We start from the raw sequence: 20,772 nt of genomic DNA, 5'->3' as shown, positions 1-20,772 counted from the left end.
ACCCAATGTGAAGTTTGCTACATTATATTGTGATTATCTGGTGTTTTTTACCTAAAATTTGGTCAAATATGGCTGGCGAATTGGAAAAAAGTCCTATCATGAAATGGTTGACCGCCAATCAGGGGCTGTCTAATTTTGATGAATCCTTAAAAAAGTTGCTGGCTTTTGCCTGCGCCGACTGGATTCGTCGTGGTTCCGGCAGGGTGGTTCCGCCGGAAGAGGCTCTTGCCATGGTGGTTGCCGCCAATTTGCCCGGAATTCCCATGGGACCATGGCTAGAGGACCCATGTGCCAATGGTATTAAAATTGCCGAATTTTGCGAAAAAATAAAGGTTTTGGAACTGCCGAAGGAACTTTGTTCTGATTTTCCTGAACTTTTGGACTTGCGCGGGGTGGTATGCCCCAGAAACGCGGCCCGCAGTCGGCTGGTGCTTGCCGGAGCTCCCAAGGGGACCCGTATGACCATCTATCTAGATGAGGGGTCGCCCATCGAAAACGTACCCCAGTCCTTGGTCGCCGATGGCCATATTGTGGAAAATCGCGAAAAAAAAGGAAATTTTTGGTCTATAAGTGTGGTTTGCGGCGGTGCAATTGTGTAGATTATAACATGTGGAAAACCGTATATTGATATTAGGCGATGAATTTCTGGGAGAACAGGGCGAGGCAGCAAACCGTTGCTCCGAAATGATCCTGTGTCGAGAAGCTAATCGGCCTATCCAGTTTTCCATCAATGCGCCTGCCCCCCAGAGCATGGCTCAGCTTTTGACCCGGGCTTCTTCCGACATTATCGGCAAAAAGGCTGGCCGCCTTATCATAGGTCTTGGACTTCGCGAACTGAAGCGGGGCGGTGTAGACTATAATGGCGTTTTTGATCGGTATAGCGCATTGGCTAGCGAACTCCTGAACAAGACAACCGCTCCACTGCATTTTTTGACTATTCCCGAAGACATGTTTCCTCCGGAACCGGCGCAGTTGACGGCCCTGAACGAACGAATTTTTGAATTGGCCGGACGAAACGAGAAGCGGGTCTTTGTAGAAGATTTCGCAGCCCATGCCGCAAAATACAAGGAAAAGCAGCTGGAAAGGGGCAAGTTTGGACGTAGCCTCTACACAGAAGAGGGAAGGGCTACCCCCTTGTGCAATATGCTGCTGGGTTTATTCATGTATGATTTTATAATTAGAGAAATAAAATAAGAAAAGGTGGAATAATGGAAATCAAGACTGAAAAGATGCGTACTCCCCGTGAACCTGCCGTTCCCCAGATGGGTATCTGCGACAAGTGCAAGACTGAAGCCCTCCTTAAGAAGTTCCGTTTCAAGGAAACTTCTATTTCTGACGGCGCGGCAAGCTTTGGTACCGTGGTCAAGCGTCTCTGCGAAAATTGCGCTCCCAAGTCAAAGGCTCAGAAAGAGGCTGACGTTCCTTCCATGTCTAGCAAGGAAATCAGGAATCTGATGCGCTCCGTGAAGAAGAGCCTCCGCTAGAGGGCGGCTTCAAATAGGTAATTTTTACCCTTAACGAAATTCTTGGATTTAATTAAATTTGGGCCGCTTTTTAAAGGGAGAAGCCCAAATGTCTAACGTTAATGCCAAAGAATCCGTCAAGAAATTCTTGACCGAATCTGTAGCAACTGTTACCCCCGAACTTGTAAAGTCCATTAAGAGGGGATATACCAAGCAAAATCTTATTAGCGACTTGATGTCCGGCGTTATCGTCGGCATCCTGGCATTGCCTCTGGCAATCGCTTTCGCTATCGCTTCTGGCGTGGGTCCTGAACAGGGCCTCTACACTGCCATCATTGCTGGTTTCACCATCAGCCTTTTGGGTGGTTCCCGTTTCCAGATTGGCGGTCCCACTGGTGCCTTCATCGTGATCGTGTACGGCATCGTTAGCCAGTATGGTTACGATGGCCTCGCTTCCGCAACGCTCCTAGCCGGTATCATTCTTATTGTCTTCGGCCTTGCCAAGTTTGGTGCCATCATCAAGTTCATCCCGTATCCGGTGACTGTGGGCTTTACTGCCGGTATCGCCGTGATCATCGCCCTGGGTCAGGTTCCCAACTTCTTCGGTCTGAAGTTCCTGGCTAAGGACCCTGCCGACGCCGTGGGCAAGATCAAGCTCTATGTTTCCTCTTTCGACACTGTAAACGTATACTCCGTGATTATCGGTGTTATCGCCTTGGCCGTCTGCATTCTTTGGCCGAAGATCACCACCAAGGTTCCGGGTTCCCTCATCGCCATTATCGTTGCTACCGTCATTGTCAAGGTGCTTGGCTGGGACGACCCCATTAACGGCCACGGCGTCATGACCATCGGTATGAAGAACCATATCCCGTCTGGTTTCCCCACTCCGCATCTCCCGAACATCAGCCTTTCCATGATGCGCGAAGTGTTCCAGCCTGCTTTGACTATCGCTATTCTCGGTGCTATCGAATCCCTGCTTTCTGCTGTGGTGGCCGACGGTATGACTTCTACCAAGCATCGCTCCAACACTGAACTTTTCGGTCAGGGCGTGGCTAACCTTCTTTCTCCCATGTTCGGCGGTATTCCGGCTACTGGCGCTATTGCCCGTACTGCAACCAACATCCGTAATGGTGCCGTTTCCCCGATTTCCGGTCTCGTTCATGCTGTTGTGCTCCTGCTCATCATGCTGGTTCTGGGTAAGTATGCCGAAATGATTCCTATGGCTGCCCTTGCCGCAGTGCTTTTCCAGGTGGCATTCAATATGTGCGGCTATCGCGCTGTGATCAAGATGTTCAAGCTTCCCAAGAGCGACGTAATCGTTATGCTGGTTGCATTCTTCCTCACAGTGATCATCGACCTGACGGTCGCTATCGAAGTGGGCGTTCTCCTTGCTGCCATCCTCTTCATCAAGCGCATGAGTGAAGTTGCCGAAGTGGATGCCGTTACCGATGCAATCCGTGCCGATGACGAAGAAGTCTCACACACCGAATTTGCCCGTCAGGTTCCCAAGGGCGTTGTGGTTTATGAACTTGCCGGTTCCCTGTTCTTTGGTGCTGTAGACAAGTTCAAGGAAACCCTGAACCGCATTGCAGTGAAGCCCAAGATCCTCATCTTACGCATGCGTAGCGTTTCCAGCATCGATGCAGCCGGTATCAACATGATCGAAGACCTGCTGAACCACTGCAAGGCCGACGGTACCCAGCTGCTCCTTTCCGGTGTGCACGCCCAGCCGGTGGTGGCCCTGACCCGCGCAGGTGTGCTGAAGCAGCTTGGCGAAGAAAACGCCTTGGGTAACATCGATGCCGCCTTGAACCGTGCCCGCGAACTTCTGGGCCTGCCTGTGGTTGACGCTTCCGTAGATCCGAACCCCACTGTGAGCTGGGAAAAGGGTCTCGACAAGCCCTGGCTGCCTGAAGAATCCAACGCAGCCGTGGCCGAAGGTACTCCCGAAGTCATCGCAGAAAAGGTTGCTGAAGAACCTGTCTGGAAGCTGAAATAATTAGATCCTATCTATGAATTTTAAGAGTCGTAGGGCTTTGCCCTGCGACTTTTTTGTTCTCAAAAAATATGTTGAGAATTGCTGTTGTGAATTATCTCACACTGAAAATTTTTATGGGCTTGTGTTCCTAGGAGGTGAGCCTTTCCTTTTCTATATTTGGCCTCGCTTAGGGAAGTTTTGGTTGGGCACTATAGGAGCTATAATGTATAAGTACTTGACTGCAGAACCGAAAAAAGTGAAAAAGAAAAAGTCCTTCAAGAAGACTCCTTTCGGTATTTTTATGGAAAATTACATCATGGTTTTGTTTGCCGTGATTGTTCTTGTCCATCTGTTCTAGTCAAATTCTATAGTTTTTGTGGTTAATGCGGCCTTGAGTCGCATTTTTTTTTATCTTTGGCACCATGTTTAAGATTGGCGTTATGGCTTCCGGTGGAGGAAGCAATTTTAAAGCGATTATAGATCGAATTGGCGAGGGCGATCTGGAGGCCCAGTGTAAGTTCCTCATTACCAATAATGGTGGCTGTGGTGCTGTTGACCACGCCAAGACTTACGGTGTCCCCGTGTTCCATATTTCTGGCAAGACCCATCCGGACCAGGCGGAATATGAAGCCGCCCTCCTGGAAGTGATTGACAAGTATGATATCGACTTGTTGATTCTGGCTGGTTATATGAAGGCAATTCCTACCAGCATTTTGAGACGTCTGCCCGACCGTGTGCTGAACATCCATCCGTCTCTGTTGCCGAAGTTTGGTGGTCGAGGCTTCTACGGGCATTTCGTACACGAGGCTGTTCTTGCCGCAGGCGAAACGGAATCTGGTCCTACCATCCATCTGGTATCCGAAGAAATTGACGCCGGTCGCATTCTTGCCCAGCGAAAGGTGCCTGTTATGCCTGACGATACTCCGGAAGTCCTTGCTGCCCGTGTGCTTGTTCAGGAACACGACCTGTACTGGCGTACCATCAAGGAATACGGCGAAGCGCTGGTAAAATAGTTGTCAGCAATCAGTTGTGAGTTTTGAGCTTCAATAATCGCGGCGAAGCCGCCTGACTTTAGCTCGCAGCTCATGGCTCGTAACTCACCGCACGTAGCTTATGAAATTTAAACTGCCGGCATTTCTGGATGGAATCGAATCGCCTATCGATGGTGAAGTTGCCCTTCGTGAAAACTTCGCAGGATCCATCATTGCCGGTGTTGATGAGGTGGGTCGAGGGCCGTTGGCTGGCCCTGTGGTTGCCTGTGTTGCCGTTCTCAAATCGCCTGACGCCTTGATTTCGCTGAACGACTCCAAGAAACTGACCCGCCCCAAGCGCGAAGCTATGTTCGAAGCGGTGAAGGAGGCTTGCGCCTGCTATGCCATTGCCAGTGCCAGCGTTGCCGAAATTGATGAAATCAATATTCTAGAGGCTGACTTTTTGGCCATGCGCCGCGCCTTGCAGGCTTTAGGTTTGCCTGGAATTCAGGAAACGGCGCCTCAGATTCCTGTTGAGGTCAAGGGTTCCTTCGCTGAAGGTTCGTCCCTCTCGTCTATATTAGTAGCAGTAGACGGTAACTTGAAGATCCGAGGTATTCCTCAGGATAACCAGCTGCCTATTGTAAAGGGTGACGGCCGTGTTGCCAGTATATCTGCCGCTTCTATCCTGGCGAAGGTCTTCCGTGACCGTTACATGGATGAACTGGAAAAGAAGTACCCGGGCTATGGCTTCGACAAGCATGCCGGATATGGTACCAAGGCTCATCTTGATGCGATCCGAAAGCTTGGCTATACCCCAGAGCATCGCATGAGTTTTCATCCCAAGTCTTTGCAGTTGGAACTTCCGTTATAATTTTTATTTATAAAAGTTTGACTTTTATTTGTTTTGACGGACCCATTTATTTTGTAAGAAATTGTAAATGTTGGGTCTTGGCACCTTCTTTTTTGTATTTTCTCTTTAATTTGTGGTGAAAACTGACATTTTGCCATGGTTTTATGTCTTAATGAAGATGTAAAACTTGAAAATTTTCTATCTTATTGATAGTCAAAGATTTATGTAATCCTTTTTTATGAAGGGAGGCTATTTTGAATAACTCAGTTCCTCTGTTTCAAATGATTGCCCAGTCGGACATCGCTACCATTGTTGTGCTCTGCATTCTTGCAGTCATGTCCTTGGGTTCCTGGGGCATTATTCTGGTCAAGTATGTGGTGAACAAGAAGAATCAGCGGGCCAATGTGGTGTTCTTCCGCAAGTTCATTAACGTTCAGCAGTTTGTGGAACTGCAGACCCTGTGCGAAACCGCCGACGAAAGTGCCCTGAAGAGCCTTACTTCCGAAGTACTTAAGGAAGCTTCCAAGTTCAGTAACTTCGTGAGTTATGACTCCATCCAGCACCGCGCGTCCTTGCTGGAAGATACCATCCAGCGTTCTATCGAAGGTCTGCGCCTGGCCGAAGACCGCTATCTGAGCTTCCTGGCAACCTGCTCCAACCTGGCTCCCTTCTTCGGACTGCTGGGTACGGTCTGGGGCATTATGGTGGCCTTCTTCCAGATCGGTCAGCACGGTTCTGCCGACTTGACTGTGGTGGCTCCCGGTATCGCTATGGCTTTGATTACTACGGTTGGCGGCCTTGTGGTGGCAATTCCCGCATCTGCCGGCTACAACTACTTTACCTCCCATAACGGTCAGAACGAAATTTCCTATTACAACTTTGGTTCCCAGGTGCTGAGCTTGTTCAAGCGCGGCGACTTGCTGGCTCTTGAAGAAGTGGCCGGCTAGGAGGCGTCGTGAAGCGCAGTCGCGGTAAAGAACTTAAGCAGGAAATGAACCTGACGAACATGATCGATATCGTGTTCGCCATCTTGATCGTGTTCATCATTTCTGCTCCCCTCATGAGCCAGGGTGTCAAGGTGGACTTGCCCAAGGCCGAAGCTCCCACTATGGAGCAGGAAAAACTTTTGAAGGTTTCCATCACCAAGAAGGAAGAAATCTACATCGCAGACATGATGGTGGATTTCCATAGTTTCAATAACGTGTTCAAGTCTTTGTGGAACGGGGAAATGGCTGTGGTCATTAACTCCGACGAAGAAGTGAAGTACGGCCTTGTGATGAAGGTGGTGACCCAGGTGCAGAAGCTGGGCGTTACAAAGCTTGGCTTCTTGACCATGAACCCGAAAGAAAAACCGGGTAAAAGGTAAGGATTATTTTAGTGAGCGAACGTAAGGAACAAATCCGCTACTTCTCTAGCGAAGGCGATGGAATGATGGTGCGAATCATCATTTGCGCCGTTGTGTTCCATATGGTGATCGCAGGAATTTGTATTGGTATTCACTTTGTGAATTTCAAGCAGGAACCGGAACCCATTCCCGTGTTCGAGATGGTGCAGGTGCAACAGCCTCCGAAGGCTCGCCCCAGACCGCCTCGTCCTAAGCCCCCAGAAATTCCGCCTGATCCGCCTAAGGAACAGCCTAAGCCCGACGTGAAACCTAAGCCTGAGCCGAAGCCCAAGGTAAATAAGGAACTTCCGCCGGACATCAAACCCGAAGAAGAAAAGAAGCCGGAACCCGAGCCGGAAGAAAAACCGGAACCGCAGCCGGAACCGGAACCCGAGCCGGAGCCGGTAGATGACTTTGACGTGGATGACCTGGATTTGCCGGCCGCTGTAGAAGCGCCCAGCTTGAATCCTGTGGGTTCTGTTGACATGGACCCGTTGATGCAGGTCTACCTGGAACAGCTGAAACGCATTATCATGGCGAACTTCAATCCTCCCAATAGTTTGTCTGTGAAGAAGAGCGTGAAGACCACGGTGCAGTTTACCATTGACCGTTTTGGAGGCATTACTGGAATTACGCTGAAGCGTTCTTCGGGTAACAAGACCTGGGATCATTTGTCTGTTCGTGCGGTCTCGATTTCCAAGGCTCCGGAGCTTCCGCTTAATTTTAGAGCTCCCAGCTTGACGTTGCATTTTAACTTTACGCCGAATTAATATAGAGGTGTGATCGGATATGATTGAAAAAATCAAGGCTATCTCTAAGTTTCTGTCCTGGGCTCTGGTACTGTTCTTTGCGTACCTGCTGTTTTCCCCGGTCGCAAGCTTTGCTGCCATTGATACCATTGCGGTAGACGTTGGTATTTCGGTGTTCAAGACTATGCCCATTGGCATTGTGCCTTTTACCGAAACCAAGGGTGCCATTGAGTGGATCGAGGAAAAACCTCATCAGATCATTACCCGAGATGCAGAACTCTCTGGACGTTTCGAAGTGATTGCTTCTGACAAGTTCAACTTGGCCTTGTTCAGTAAGAATCGTGCCAAGCACTACATTACCGGTAAGGTGACTCCGGCTGAAGGTGGCAAGCTCCGTCTGGAATGTTTCCTTTATGTGGCTCAGACCAAGGACATGATGCTGGGCGAAGCCTATACTATCAGTCAGCAGGACCTTCGCCGTGCCATGCACAAGTTCTTTGACCAGGTCATTTACCGTTTGTGGGGCGAACGTGGTGTTGCCTCCACCAAGCTGGCCTATGTATCCAAGATCGATGGAGTCAAGCAGGTTGTGGTTTCTGACTACGATGGTTTCCATCGTTCCCAGATTACTCGCGATACGACCATCAGCATGATGCCTGTATGGACCCGCGGCAATAAGGGCTTGATCTTTGTGAACTTCCAGACTCACCGCCCCAAGCTTTATTCCAAGACGTTTGGCGGACCTATTAAGTCTTTGTTCCCTCATCTAGATCAGACGTATAGTCCTGCTGTAAATCCCAAAACTGGCGAATTACTTTTCTCCAGTACCGTAGACGGTAAGACGGATCTGTATATCGGTAATCCTGAAACGGGGAAGGCCAGGAAGTTTGCCTATCTGAAGAGCAATCAGACCAGCCCTGCCTGGAGCCCCTTTGCCAGCGAAGTCCTGTTTACCAGTGACCGTGGCGGTGGACCTCAGATTTTTGTGATGGGCAAGGATGGCAGCGATATGCGCCGCGTGACTTTCATGGGCCGTTACAATGAACGTGCCAGCTGGTCTCCTGAAGGGGATCGCATTGCCTATACTTCCATGGATAATGGCAAGATGAATATTTATACCTGCGCCCTGGATGGCTCTGACATTGTACAGCTGACCAACAACGCAGGCAACAACGAGCATCCCACCTGGTCTCCCGATGGTAAGCTCATCGCTTTCGCAAGTAACCGCAGCGGAAGCTATCAGATTTATATCATGAGGAAGGACGGATCCAACGTGACCCGTATTACCAACTCCGGCGAAAACACCGCGCCTACCTGGTCCTTCTTCTATGAAGACGATAATAAACAATAAACAAAAGAAGGTGCAAAATGAAGAACTTCGTTAAACTCGCCCTGGTGGTTACTACCGCCTCCCTCGCCCTTGTCGCTTGCTCCAAGAAGCAGCCCCCTGTAACGGATCCCGCTGCAGAACAGGCTCCTGCTGCAGAAGCAGCTCCCGCTGTTGAATCTGCTCCCGTGAACCAGGATTCCCTGGCTGCAGAACAGGCTCGCCTTGAAGCTGAACGCCTTGCTGCAGAACGTGCCCGCCTTGAAGCAGAACGTGCCCGTCTGGAACAGCTGATCAACCAGATCATGAGCGAAGACGTCTACTTTGACTTTGACCGTTCCGAACTGACTGAAAAGGCTAAGGAATTGCTGGCCCAGGTTGGCGAACTCCTGATCAAGGAAGAACGCTTCACCATCACTATCGAAGGCCATACCGATGCTCGCGGTACCGAAGATTACAACTTTACCCTGGGTGCAAAGCGCGCCATGAAGGTGAAGGAATTCCTGGCTGCTTACGGCATCGACAACAAGCGCATGGAATCTGTTAGCTACGGTAAGGAAGCTCCCAAGGCTGAAGGTTCCTCTGAAGAAGCCTATTCTCAGAACCGTCGCGCTAACTTCCGCGTGAATATTAAGGACTAGAGCCGGGTGTCGCGAGCAAGCTTGCTTGCTCATGATTGAGGCCAATGAATAATGTGGACTTGAACGTTTATTTTTCGCTGGTTTTATAGCGAGGTGTATATGAAACGATTGGCTTTGGGTATTGCTGTTGTCGCGCTGGCACTCACTGGCTGTAGTCAGGTGACCATGCTCCGCACTCAGGAAATGAAGGCTGTTGGCACGGACGTGCAGACTACCGTGCAGAAGAATGCTGCCTATACCGTAGAAACTCTGGGCGCTCAGAATGATTCCCTGCGTGCAGAACTGGACTCGGCTTTGGCTCGTCTGGAAGCGGCCTCCCTGGCTCAAAAGCGTATGCAGGCTGAAATTACCATGCTTTCTCGTCGAGTGTCCGACGAATCTGAACGCAATGACTCTAGACAGGAAGAAATTCTGTATCGTCTGGACATGCTGTTGGGTAAGTCTGACAAGATCCTTGCCAAGAAGGTTGTGGTCAGCGGCGCTCCGGCTCCTGTTTCTATGGACAGCCTGGAACGCGAAGCTGAAAAGCTTGTGGAAGCGGAAGCCATGTTCAATACTGCTCGCAGCGACTATCACCGTAGCGAATATAAGCTGGCCTACTCCGGCTTTAAGCAGGTCTATGAACAGATGAAGACCGGCGAACTTGCCGAAAATTCTCTGTACTGGATGGCTCTCTGCCTGATTGAAGTAAATCAGATGGATAAGGCCAAGAAGGTTTTCGCCCGTATGTCCGAAGCATTCCCCGATGGTCAGAAGACTTGCCCGGCGATGTTCAAGCTGGCTAGCATCTACAGCGATGAATGCGATATCGATATGCAGAAGCAGTATCTGCAGAAGATTCTTTCTAACAAGTCTTGCGAAACTACCGGCGAGTTCGAACAGGCCGCCGAAATGCTCCAGGAAATCCTGGAAAAGGAAGACAAGGTTAAGGAAGGCGCTCCTGTAGAAGCTTGCGTGCCTAAGGAAGTACCCCTGGAAGCTCAGCCCGTTGCGGAAAAAGCACCTGCCGCAGCCCCCGCTGACCCCTCCGCCGCTCCTGCCGTAGAATCCGCAAATCCCGCCGCAGCCCCCGCACCTGCTGCCCCCACTGCAAATCCGTAGAATTTTACCTACATAAAAATGAAAAAGTCCGACGCAGCCCGCTGCGCCGGATTTTTTTTGCCTTAAGGTTTTGAATGGGGTGCGGAAGTGGAATTCGCGTGTGTGGGAGTTTTTTTTTTCGGGGTTTACTAACCTAATGTCGAATGTAAGAAAGTTTGGTTAGTAAGAAATTAGTTTATATATAGTGTTTTCTTGAAAATTGGAATATATATACTAACCAAACATCGTTTTTTTGTCAATTTGGTTAGTAAGACAAAAACAAAAAACCTCTTCCGTTGGGAAAAGGTATTCTTTTTTTACTGACCAAACGACGCCTTTGGACCAATTTGGTCAGTAATTTGGTCAATTTGGTGAATGAATCAAGGGTGGAATAGCTCCTCCCTTGCATCATTATCAGAAATTATCTTCTTCTTCGTCGTCGGAGTGACGGATCACTACGCCGCCGATCTTAGCGACTTTATTTTCGAAGTCTTCGTAACCGCGGTCCAGATGGTACACGCGGCTGACGGTACTTTCGCCTTCGGAAATGAATGCGGCCAGAACCAGTGCGGCTGTTGCACGCAGGTCGCTACCCATGATATCGGTACCTTCCAGCTTGGTGCCGCCCTTGATGATGGCGGTGTTGCCGTTCACCTGGATGTCTGCGCCAAGACGCTGCAGTTCTGCCACGTGCTTGAAGCGGTCGTTGTAGACTGTATCCTGGATGGTGCTGTTGCCCGGGATGGAAACGAGAGTTGCCATCAGCGGAGCCTGCATGTCGGTGGGGTAGCCGGGGTAGGGGAGGGTGGTGACGTTGATAGGCTTCAGTTCTACGCCGCGGGCGTCAACCTGAGCCCAGTCGTTGCCCACTTCCACCTTGCAGCCCATATCGCGGAAGGCGTCCAGGGTGCTGGCGATATGTTCGGGAAAGACCTTGGTGACCTTGATGCATCCGCGGGTGATGGCGGCTGCGCAAAGGAAGGTGCCTGCTTCGATACGGTCGGGAATGGTAAAGCACTTGCCCGGACGGAGAGCTTCCACGCCCTGCACGGTAAGGGTGCGGGTTCCGCGGCCCTGGATCTTGGCACCCATGGAGTTGAGGAAGTCCACCAGGTTGTCAATTTCGGGTTCAAGGGCGGCATTCTGAAGAACGCTGGTGCCCTTGGCGAGAGTGGCTGCCATCAACACGTTGACGGTGGCGCCTACAGAAGAAATGGGGAAGTTGAAGTTACCGCCGGGGAGACGTCCTTCACAGGTTGCTTCTACATAACCGCGGGTCAATGTGATTTTTGCACCTAGGGCTTCAAGACCCTTCAAATGCAAGTCCACGGGGCGGGGGCCCCAGGCGCATCCACCGGGGAGAGAAACGCGGCAACGTCCGAAGCGGGCCACCAGAGGTCCCAACACATAGAAGCTGGCGCGCATGGTCTTTACCAGTTCGTAGGGGGCTTCCAGATGGTCGGCACCGCGGGTGTCGATTTTAAGCTGGTGGGATTCACCGCTGATACGGCAACCGATAACGCGGAGCACGTCAGACATGGTCTTCATGTCTTTCAGGTGGGGGACGTTTGTAATTTCGGAAACGCCGTCGGCCAGGAGAGCGGCTGCCATCACGGCAAGCACGGCATTCTTTGCGCCGGAAATTTCGACTTCACCTTCGAGAGGTTTTACCGCCTGGTGAACTTCAAAACGATACATATAAACTATTTCTCCTGATCGTCGTCGGGACGAACTTTGATTTTAACACTTGTGTCGTGAACCACGTAGGTTCTTGCAATCCAGTCATGAAGGGATCTGCGCTTGGGGTCAATCATGACCACCAGATAGCCGATGCCGTAGAACATCAAGGTGAACTGGGTGAAAAGGCTTGCCACATAACGCAATGTGCTGAGAACCCAGCTAACCTTTGCGATTCCGCTGACGGTACTGATGCTGTAGGCGGGTTCCACATGGATCTTGAACAACTTCTTGCCGGGGGTGGCGGACTTTATTGCGGTAAAGACGATGAAGTAAATGCCCTGCACGATACCCCAGATGGATAGGAACAGATGGGTGCCGGGGGCTTCCAGGATCTTGCTCATGGCGTCTTCGGCGGTGGGGTCTGCGATGTAGGCGTTCATTGCTTCGGAAATGGCGTTCAGGTCGGCCAGCTGCATTGCGCTCAGGACCATGAGGATGACGATTCCGAATGCAGAAAGGATGAGGTTGTCGACGAAATAGGCGGCGGCGCGGACGAAGAATCCGGCGTAGCGCTTGGAGGCCTTATGTTCTGCCAGGATGGCTTCTAGGGCTGCCTTGATTTGCTCTTCGTCGGAAAGGGCGGAACCTTCTGCGGATTCCCCCTTTTCAAAAAGGTTAGCATTGTTCTTTGCTTCTTCCGTATCTTCCCAGCGGACCCAGTCCTTCATACCTGAGTGCCATACCAGAGTCTGGGGCTTTACCGTTTCGGATTTGACAAGATCCATTAATTCATCGATAGAATAAGGACCCTTGCGCCTGTCTCCGTCGGTTATGCTTTCATCAATATAATACCAAATCATACTGGGTACAATGTAGCAAAAAAAGCGGATATTGTCGGGCGTAGTAGGGAAGCCGAAATTTTGAAAAAAAACTAAATTGGGGGCTTATGATGAATTTTAAGGTTGGCCAACGCTACGTAAGTCAATCGGAACCTGCTCTGGGACTCGGCATAGTCACGGAAGTTCAGGACCGTATTGTGAAGATTTCTTTCCCTGCTGTGAATGATGTTCGTCTTTACCGTTCCATGGGTGCCCCGGTGGACCGTTTCCTGCTTGCCGTGGGTGAAACTGCGAAGAGCGAAAAGGGTGTTTCCTTTACGGTGGAAAATGTGGTGGAAGTGGATGGGCTGGTGGTCTATGAAGGTCGCGCCGGTCGTTCCATGAAGGAATCCGAACTGAATGGCAAGATTTCCATTGCTAGGCCCGCCGACTTGTTCCGTGCCCTGCAGGAAAACCGCATTTCCGATAGCGACCAGTTCCTCCGCCGCGAACAGTCCATGAAGCTGTATTGCAAGTGGCAGTCTTCGCCGGTACGCGGTATGATTGGCCCCCGTGTAAGCCAGATTCCCCACCAGTACTATCTGTGCCAGCGCGCCTGTTCCAGCTCCGCTCTGCCCCGTCTGATGCTTTCTGACGAAGTGGGCCTGGGTAAGACTATCGAAGCCGGCATGATCTGGCATGCCCTGAAGGCCCGCGGACGCGTGACCCGTACCTTGGTGATTGTTCCCGAAACTCTGAAGCATCAGTGGCTGGTGGAAATGAAGCGCCGCTTCAACCATCTGTTTACCCTGGTGGACGAAGGCTACCTGAAGGGCTTGTTTGTGGCTGACGAAGACGATAAGCCCAATCCGTTCTCCCAGGCCAACGACATCATCTGTTCCATCGACTTCTTGATCAAGCAGCCGGCCCTGATCGAAGACTTGCTGAAGGTCAAGTGGGACATGACCATTATCGATGAAGCTCACCACCTGGTTTGCGAAGATGGATTTACCAGCCACGAATACTTGCTGGCCAATGCGGTGATCCAGCGCTCCAAGGGTGTGTTGCTCTTGACCGGTACTCCGCTGCAGTTCCATCCGGAATCCCAGTTTAACCGACTGAAGATGTTGGACCCGGTCCGCTTTGCGGATTACAATAATTTTATCAAGGATCAGGATGCGTACCGCAAACTGGTGAATGAACTGAACAAGTTGCCTACCGATCCTGGTCAGCAGATGAGCTGGGACGACCTGAACGAAATTGTTCCCAAGAAGTCCATGATCCGCCCCTGGCTTGAACAGGAAAGCGCCAAGTCCATGTCTGCCGATGAATGGATCCGCCGTATCGTGGATGCCGTGGGGACTGGCTCCGTGGTGTTCCGCAATACCCGTAAGGGCGTGGGCGGATTCCCCAAGCGCGTGTTGGACGAAATCCCGTTGGAACCTAACGAACGTTATCGCGAAATGGTGAACGTGGCTGCCGAGAACGACCTGGATATGTCTACGGACATTCAGGAAAACGGTTTGCTTTGCACCAGCTACTCCGATGCCTGGTGCATGGACGAACGCTATGTGTGGTTGAAGCAATTCCTGAAGGAACATAAGGACGACAAGGTCCTGCTGATTTGCGAATCCATTCAGGTGGTTCTTGCTCTTGAGACCTTGCTGACGGAATACATGGGCGAAGGCGCCTTCTCCATGTTCCATGAAAATATGACCATCATGGCCCGCGATAAGGCCGCCGCAAACTTTAGCCGTGAAAACGGCGCTAACCTTCTGATCGCTTCTGAAATAGGTTCCGAAGGCCGTAACTTCCAGTTTGCCCATCACTTGATCTTGTTTGACTTGCCGCTGGACGCTTCCTTGGTGGAACAGCGTATCGGTCGACTGGACCGCATTGGCCAGACTGAAAACATTATCATCCATGTGCCTTATGTAAAGGGTTCCGGTCAGGAAGTCATGTTCCGCTGGTACCACAACGGCTTGAATGCTTTCGGCACTCCCATGATGAGCGGTGGCGAACTGTTCCTGAAGTACACCGACGAGTTGATTGCCGCCTTGGCAGAACCCCAGGAATTCCTGCAGCACTTCATGGACAATGTCATTCCCCAGGTGAAGAAGGATTGCGACACCATGCGCAAGAACATCGAGAAGGGGCGTGACCGCTTGCTGGAATTCAACTCCCGCAATCCGGCGAAGGCAAAGGAAATTACCGACGAAATCCAGCGCGTGGATGCTGAACCTGAACTTGAAACTTTGGTGTTCTCTTCGTTGATGAACCGCGGACTTGAAATTGAAAAGAGCAAGATTCCGGGTTGCTATGTGGTGACCATGGGAACTCAGGTGGAAGCCGGTTCTGTGCCGGGGATGCCCGAATCTGTGGGCGGTGTGCCTGGTAGCAGTGGCGGTGGCGGACGTGTGGTCCAGAATGTGGGCGACTTCTCTGAAGGTGGTGGCGGTGACGAAGATGCTCGTTACTCCGATGCCTCCAGCCTGACCGTTACCTTTGACCGTAATGTAGCCATGATCCATGACGAAGTGGATTTCGTTAGCTTGGAACATCCGCTGTCTCAGGGTGTGATTGACTTTGAAACTACTTTGGACAATGGCGCTGTGTCTTGCAATATGTGGCAGAACTCCGGTATGCGCGGCCTGCTCATGCAGTACAACTTTGCTGTAGACTTCTCCATTTCTGAAGAATGGGGCGTGTCTGACATTGCGGGTCCCAAGTACATTAGCGTTCTGGTGAACCCCAATGGCGAAGACTTGTCTAGCAAGCTTGAAGATCTTGCCAAGGCTACCTTTAAGGATGTGGCCGTGCCTCAGGGAAATCCGGCTGTGAACATGACTCTGAAGTACTTTGGTAAGGAAGGCTTGGCTATTGCCCGTCGTGAGGTGACTGCCAAGGCTAAGGAACTTGCCGAACAGGCTGCAGAAGCTGTGGAAGCTCGTGCCGAACAGGAATACCAGCGCATGAACCACTTGCTGATTATGCGTGGCAAGGCTGGCAACAACGAACAGTTGAAGCAGCTCCGCAAGAATGCCCAGGAATGGAAGAAGATTATTTCTAACCCGCAGCTCCGCCTGGATGCCATCCGCCTTCTGGTCTGCAGATAATAGGTATGAGGAATGAGGTCGGTCCTTGCGGCCCTCTGAGGTATGAGGTCAACCGGGAAAGAATTTTGAGAGATGTAAAGAGATTTGTAATTTAACCTGAAAGCGAGCGACGCGAGCGACCTGATACCTCAAAGCGAACGTAGTGAGCGACCTGAAAACTGAAAGCACCAAAGGTGCGACCTGAATATGAGTGAATTAAGAAAGAACATTTTGAATGAAGCCCACCGCATTGTGGTAAAGATTGGTTCCCGCATTCTGGTGGATTCCGAAAAGGGTGGCGTCCGTACCCGCTATATCCAGAAGCTGGCTGATTCCGTTGCCCGCCTTATGGAAGCTGGAAAGGAAGTGGTCATCGTGACTTCCGGTGCTGTGGGTACCGGCATGAGTCAGCTGGGCTATAAGGAAAAGCCTACGGTCATTGCTGAAAAGCAGGCCTGCGCCGCTGTGGGTCAGATCGACTTGATGTACGCCTACCGCGAAATGTTCCGCTGGTGCCAGCTTTCTGTGGGCCAGATTCTTTTGTCTGCAGATGACTTCCGCGATCGCGGCCGTTACAAGAATCTGCAGAACACCATCAAGGCCATGCTCGCCCGTAAGATCGTTCCTATCATCAACGAGAACGACTCTCTGGCTGTGGCTGAAATCAAGGTGGGCGATAACGATAAGCTGTCTTCTGACGTGGCCCTGTTCCTGGATGCAGACTTGCTGCTGATCTTTACGGACGAAGACGGTCTCTTTGACGATAATCCCAAGAAGAATCCCAATGCCCGCCTGCTGCGTTTCGTTCCCGAAATTACTCCCGCTGTTCTCGCTCTGGCTGGTAAGCCCGGCGAAGCCGGTTCTGCTGTAAGTACCGGCGGTATGCGCAGTAAGCTTGAGGCAATCCGTAATGTAACCAAGAGCGGCTGCAATGCGTTCCTGGCTTGCGGTATGCGCGTGCTTCCCCACGAAGTGATTCTCGAACAGGCTGAAGGTACTTTATTTGTAGGCTCCAAGAAAAAGTTGAACAGCCGTCAGCGTTGGCTCAGCTTTATTACCACTCCCCGCGGAAGTGTCGTGGTGGACGAAGGTGGCGTAAAGGCCTTGCGCGAAAAGCATTCCAGCCTGCTGCCCGTTGGTGTTGTCGCTGTGAAGAAACATTTTGACAAGGGCGACCTTATTGAAGTCCTGAGCGAATCTGGCGAAGCTGTGGCCCGCGGTGTCGCTAAGTTCGATAGTGAAACTTTGAAGCTTGTACTCCACAAGAAGACTTCCGAAATCCATGCCTTGCTGGGTAAGGACGTTGCCGACGAACTGGTTCACAAGAACGACCTGGTGGTGTTTTAATAAGAGAGTTGAATTATGGCAGAAGATCAGAACTTAGACGAATTGGCCGAAGAATCGGCGGAACTCCCGAAAGTTGAAAGTCAGGAAGATCTGGCTCGCATTATCCAGGCATTGGTTTTTGCCTCTACTGATGTGGTGACTTTGAAGAAGCTTCGTGAAATCCTGGGCGACTTCCTGGATGCTCGCCTAGTGTCTGACGCACTTATTGCTGCCAACGATTCCCTGAACAAGATCAATTCACCTTTTGAAATTGTGGAACAGGCCGGTGGTTATCGCTTCCGTACGCGCGCCAAGTATTATCCTTGGGTCCGCAAGTTGTTCCCCGAAGCAAATGCCCGCCGCTTAAGCCAGGCTGCACTTGAAACTCTCGCTGTGATTGCTTACCAGCAGCCCATTACCAAGGCGGCCATTGAACAGGTTCGTGGCGTGTCTTCTGTAGATGGCCCGATCCGTAACTTGCTGGATAAGGGTTTCATCGCCCTGGGTTCCCGCGCCGAAACTGTGGGTAACCCTTACACCTACGTGACCACCCAGGAATTTATGAAGTACTTCGGAATCAACCGCATTCCCGAAGACTTGCCCCGCCTCCGCGAATTTAGCGAACTTCTGGAAGCCGGCGCCCTGGTGCCTCAATACGCCAAGCCTGAATCCATTGCCAACGATGAACCTCAGGAACCTGAGGATAATCCGGATCAGGTTGAACTTTCTATGGGAGATCTGTAATGGCCTGCACTCCTTTAATGCAACAGTATTACGATATCAAGGCCCAGAATCCGGGCTGTATTCTGTTCTTTAGAATGGGTGACTTCTTTGAACTTTTTGAAGAAGACGCTGTTATCGCCTCCAAGATTTTAGGCATTACCTTGACCAGCCGCAATAACGGTGCATCTGGAGCCACACCCCTTTGCGGATTCCCTCACCACGCCGCTGAACGTTACGTTCCCAAGATGGTGGCCGCAGGCTATCGAGTGGCTATCTGTGAACAGGTCGAAGATCCTAAACTGGCCAAGGGTATCGTCAAGCGCGACATTGTTGAAATCATCAGTGCCGGTACCGCTATGAACGAAGCTAACCTGGATGCTAAGGAAGCAAATTACCTTTGCGCCTACATCCCTGCGAAGGCTGCCGTTGCGGAAACCGTCGACGGAAAGTGTGCCGACTTGGCCGCCTTTGCCATCGCCGATGTGACTACCGGTTATTTGGCCACAAGTAAAAGTTCCATTCAGGCTTTTGAATGTGAATTCTGCCGCCGCATGCCCAAGGAAATCGTTGTTCCCGAAGGAACCGTGATTCCCGATGGTGTCATGGATTTGGTAAAGTCCGAAAATATTCTGGTGACTGAACTGCCCGCTTTCCAGTTCGGTGAAGAGGCTGCCCGCGATACGCTGTTTAGCCATTTCAAGGTGGAAGCTCTGGATGGCCTTGGTCTTGATGGCCGCCCCGAAGAAACTTCTGTGACTGGGGCCATGCTCCAGTATTTGATGTTCCAGAAAAAGTCTGAGCTGTCTCATTTTACGGCTCTGGAAATTTTGAATCTGGATGACTACATGACATTGGATCCGTCCACCTTGCGTAACCTGGAACTGGTGCGCCCGCTGAACGCCGATGACATGAGCAGCACCCTTTGCTATGTGCTGGACTTTACCGTTACTGCCATGGGTGGTAGAACTTTGAAGGACTGGGTGAGCCATCCGCTGATTTCTGTAGACCGCATCAAGGCTCGCGAAGAAGCCGTCGATGAACTGGTGAACAATCCGGTAGCCCTTGACGAGTTGAGGGAATCCCTCACTTCTATTCTGGATATGGAACGCCTGATGGGCCGCGTAGGCTCTGGCCGTGCCAATGCCCGTGACCTTGCGGGTATGGGTCGCTCCCTTTCTCAGGCCGCCAAGGTGGCCGATGTTCTGGAAGGTTTGCGTTCTCCCATTTTCGAACCCATGCGTGAGGCTTTGATCCGCGCCCAGGGCAGGGGAGAGAAACTTCTCAACCAGTTTAACGAAGACTTGCCCTTGACCGTTCGCGAAGGCGGCATGATCCGTGAAGGAGCCAACGCAGAACTGGACGCCATGAATGCTGACATTAAGGATAGACGTCAGTGGATTGCGTCCCTTGAAACTCGCGAAAAGGAACGTCTTGGAATTCCCAGTCTTAAGGTGGGCTACAACAAGGTTTTCGGTTACTACATCGAAGTGACCCGCGCCGCCATGGCCAAGGCCACCAATCCTATTCCCGACGAATATATCCGTAAGCAGACTACGGTGAATGCCGAACGTTACATCACTCCGGAAATGAAGGAATGCGAATCCATCATCAGCAATGCCGAAGTGAACATTCACGCTCTGGAATACAAGATTTTCTGCGAACTCCGCGACTGCGTCAACTCCTGGCGTGCAGAACTTCAGGAAATCGCCAACGCCATTGCCCGCGTGGATACGCTTTACAGTTTTGCCCGCGCCGCCCGCAAGTACAACTATGTTTGCCCTGAAGTCTTTGAAGGTTCCGGCATCGAAATCAAGGGTGGTTTCCATCCGGTGATCGTTGCGGTAAATCCTGACCTGGATTTCATCAGCAACGATGTAACGCTTTCTCCCGAGGCGACCCGACTGATGCTTATTACCGGCCCCAACATGGCTGGTAAATCTACGTACCTGCGTCAGACCGGCTTGATTGTCCTGATGGCTCAGATCGGTTGCTTTGTGCCTGCGGAAAGTGCCCGCATTGGCGTTGTGGACCGTATCTTTACCCGCGTAGGTGCCAGCGACCGCCTGAGCCGAGGCCTTTCTACCTTCATGGTGGAAATGATTGAAACTGCAAACATTCTGCGTAACGCTACCGCCCACAGCCTGGTGCTTCTGGACGAAATCGGCCGCGGTACCAGTACCTTCGACGGCCTCTCCATTGCCTGGGCCATCGTGGAGACTTTGCACGACGAGCCGGCCCGCGCTGCCCTGACGCTCTTTGCAACTCACTACCACGAATTGACTGGCCTGGTGGAAGACCTTGAACATGCTGGCAACTACCAGGTGGCCGTTCAGGAAAAGGGCGATAAACTCTTGTTCCTCCATAAGATTCTCGAAGGGGCTTGCGACTCTAGCTACGGTATCCATGTGGCAGAAATGGCAGGCCTTCCCAATAACGTGCTGCGCCGTGCCCGCAAGATCTTGCTCCGCCTAGAAAAGCACAAGATCGACCCCAGCGACGAAGCCGCCAACAAGAAACTGAAGGAAAAGCCCCAGGTGGACCTGTTTGCAACCCCTGTAGACGAATCCGCCCAGCTTCTGAAGGAAGAAATCCGCCGCCTCCGCCCCGAAGAAATGACCCCCATGCAGGCGCTCCAATACCTGATGGACATGAAGGACCACTACGGGAAATAGCGTAGAGCGTAA

General features: G+C 51.4%; 19 protein-coding genes. 17 read left to right on the top strand and 2 right to left on the bottom strand.

Annotation, left to right across the window (positions count from 1 at the left end; all coding sequences use genetic code 11):
- Positions 1-98: 98 nt before the first annotated feature.
- The 13 genes from BUB73_RS06725 to BUB73_RS06670 all read left to right on the top strand — a co-directional run bounded on the left by BUB73_RS06725 (position 99) and on the right by BUB73_RS06670 (position 10,467).
- On the top strand, positions 99-599 hold the full coding sequence (locus tag BUB73_RS06725; RefSeq protein WP_249269312.1) for a sulfurtransferase TusA family protein: 501 nt from the start codon (positions 99-101) through the stop codon (positions 597-599).
- A gap of 10 nt (positions 600-609) precedes the next feature.
- Positions 610-1,194, top strand: coding sequence for a hypothetical protein (locus BUB73_RS06720; protein ID WP_073158038.1), 585 nt, complete (start codon positions 610-612; stop codon positions 1,192-1,194).
- A gap of 14 nt (positions 1,195-1,208) precedes the next feature.
- Positions 1,209-1,484, top strand: a complete 276-nt coding sequence (locus BUB73_RS06715; protein ID WP_073158041.1) for a hypothetical protein — start codon at positions 1,209-1,211, stop codon at positions 1,482-1,484.
- Between the two features lie 88 nt (positions 1,485-1,572).
- Positions 1,573-3,462 carry a SulP family inorganic anion transporter gene (locus BUB73_RS06710; RefSeq protein WP_073158044.1) on the top strand — a complete coding sequence of 630 codons (1,890 nt, stop codon included), beginning with the start codon at positions 1,573-1,575 and terminating at the stop codon, positions 3,460-3,462.
- 202 nt (positions 3,463-3,664) lie between these two features.
- The gene (locus tag BUB73_RS17820; protein ID WP_254917597.1) at positions 3,665-3,799 is read left to right on the top strand and encodes a hypothetical protein; all 135 of its coding nucleotides are present in this window, start codon (positions 3,665-3,667) and stop codon (positions 3,797-3,799) included.
- Between the two features lie 64 nt (positions 3,800-3,863).
- Positions 3,864-4,454, top strand: coding sequence for a phosphoribosylglycinamide formyltransferase (purN, locus tag BUB73_RS06705; RefSeq protein ID WP_073158047.1), 591 nt, complete (start codon positions 3,864-3,866; stop codon positions 4,452-4,454).
- Positions 4,455-4,554: 100 nt separating this feature from the next.
- Entirely contained in the window at positions 4,555-5,286 is a 732-nt protein-coding gene (locus tag BUB73_RS06700) for a ribonuclease HII (protein WP_073284559.1), read from the top strand.
- Positions 5,287-5,519: 233 nt separating this feature from the next.
- Positions 5,520-6,212: a MotA/TolQ/ExbB proton channel family protein gene (locus BUB73_RS06695; protein WP_139258260.1), complete on the top strand. Its 693-nt coding sequence runs from the start codon at positions 5,520-5,522 to the stop codon at positions 6,210-6,212.
- 8 nt (positions 6,213-6,220) lie between these two features.
- Positions 6,221-6,631 (top strand): ExbD/TolR family protein, encoded by a 411-nt coding sequence (locus tag BUB73_RS06690; protein WP_073158055.1) that lies wholly within the window; start codon positions 6,221-6,223, stop codon positions 6,629-6,631.
- A gap of 11 nt (positions 6,632-6,642) precedes the next feature.
- Positions 6,643-7,419, top strand: coding sequence for an energy transducer TonB (locus BUB73_RS06685; protein ID WP_249269311.1), 777 nt, complete (start codon positions 6,643-6,645; stop codon positions 7,417-7,419).
- A 19-nt stretch (positions 7,420-7,438) separates the two neighbouring features.
- Entirely contained in the window at positions 7,439-8,749 is a 1,311-nt protein-coding gene (locus BUB73_RS06680; RefSeq protein WP_249269310.1) for a translocation protein TolB, read from the top strand.
- A gap of 17 nt (positions 8,750-8,766) precedes the next feature.
- A complete protein-coding gene (locus BUB73_RS06675) occupies positions 8,767-9,366 on the top strand; it encodes an OmpA family protein (protein ID WP_073158058.1) in 600 nt (199 codons plus the stop codon).
- Positions 9,367-9,465: 99 nt separating this feature from the next.
- Positions 9,466-10,467, top strand: a complete 1,002-nt coding sequence (locus BUB73_RS06670) for a tetratricopeptide repeat protein (protein ID WP_254795012.1) — start codon at positions 9,466-9,468, stop codon at positions 10,465-10,467.
- Positions 10,468-10,860: 393 nt separating this feature from the next.
- Here BUB73_RS06670 and murA read toward each other — a convergent pair whose 3' ends face one another.
- Together murA and BUB73_RS06660 are read right to left on the bottom strand one after the other, a co-directional pair.
- The gene (gene murA / locus BUB73_RS06665) at positions 10,861-12,144 is read right to left on the bottom strand and encodes a UDP-N-acetylglucosamine 1-carboxyvinyltransferase (protein WP_073284553.1); all 1,284 of its coding nucleotides are present in this window, start codon (positions 12,142-12,144) and stop codon (positions 10,861-10,863) included.
- Positions 12,145-12,149: 5 nt separating this feature from the next.
- On the bottom strand, positions 12,150-12,986 hold the full coding sequence (locus BUB73_RS06660; RefSeq protein WP_073284550.1) for an RDD family protein: 837 nt from the start codon (positions 12,984-12,986) through the stop codon (positions 12,150-12,152).
- An 86-nt stretch (positions 12,987-13,072) separates the two neighbouring features.
- Between BUB73_RS06660 and rapA the strand changes: the two genes are divergently transcribed.
- From rapA to mutS, 4 genes are all read left to right on the top strand, one after another.
- Positions 13,073-16,060, top strand: a complete 2,988-nt coding sequence (gene rapA / locus BUB73_RS06655) for an RNA polymerase-associated protein RapA (RefSeq protein WP_073284547.1) — start codon at positions 13,073-13,075, stop codon at positions 16,058-16,060.
- A 186-nt stretch (positions 16,061-16,246) separates the two neighbouring features.
- Positions 16,247-17,386, top strand: coding sequence for a glutamate 5-kinase (gene proB, locus BUB73_RS06650; RefSeq protein WP_073158072.1), 1,140 nt, complete (start codon positions 16,247-16,249; stop codon positions 17,384-17,386).
- A 15-nt stretch (positions 17,387-17,401) separates the two neighbouring features.
- Entirely contained in the window at positions 17,402-18,109 is a 708-nt protein-coding gene (gene scpB, locus BUB73_RS06645) for an SMC-Scp complex subunit ScpB (RefSeq protein ID WP_073158075.1), read from the top strand.
- The gene (gene mutS / locus BUB73_RS06640) at positions 18,109-20,760 is read left to right on the top strand and encodes a DNA mismatch repair protein MutS (RefSeq protein WP_073284545.1); all 2,652 of its coding nucleotides are present in this window, start codon (positions 18,109-18,111) and stop codon (positions 20,758-20,760) included. Before scpB ends, mutS begins: the two co-directional genes overlap by 1 nt.
- The last annotated feature ends 12 nt before the right edge of the window (positions 20,761-20,772 follow it).

This window comes from Fibrobacter sp. UWH6 (assembly GCF_900142465.1).
In the GTDB taxonomy this organism is placed as follows: domain Bacteria; phylum Fibrobacterota; class Fibrobacteria; order Fibrobacterales; family Fibrobacteraceae; genus Fibrobacter.
The sequence above is the reverse complement of the archived record's forward strand: the minus strand, read 5'-3'. Positions and strand labels throughout refer to the sequence as shown.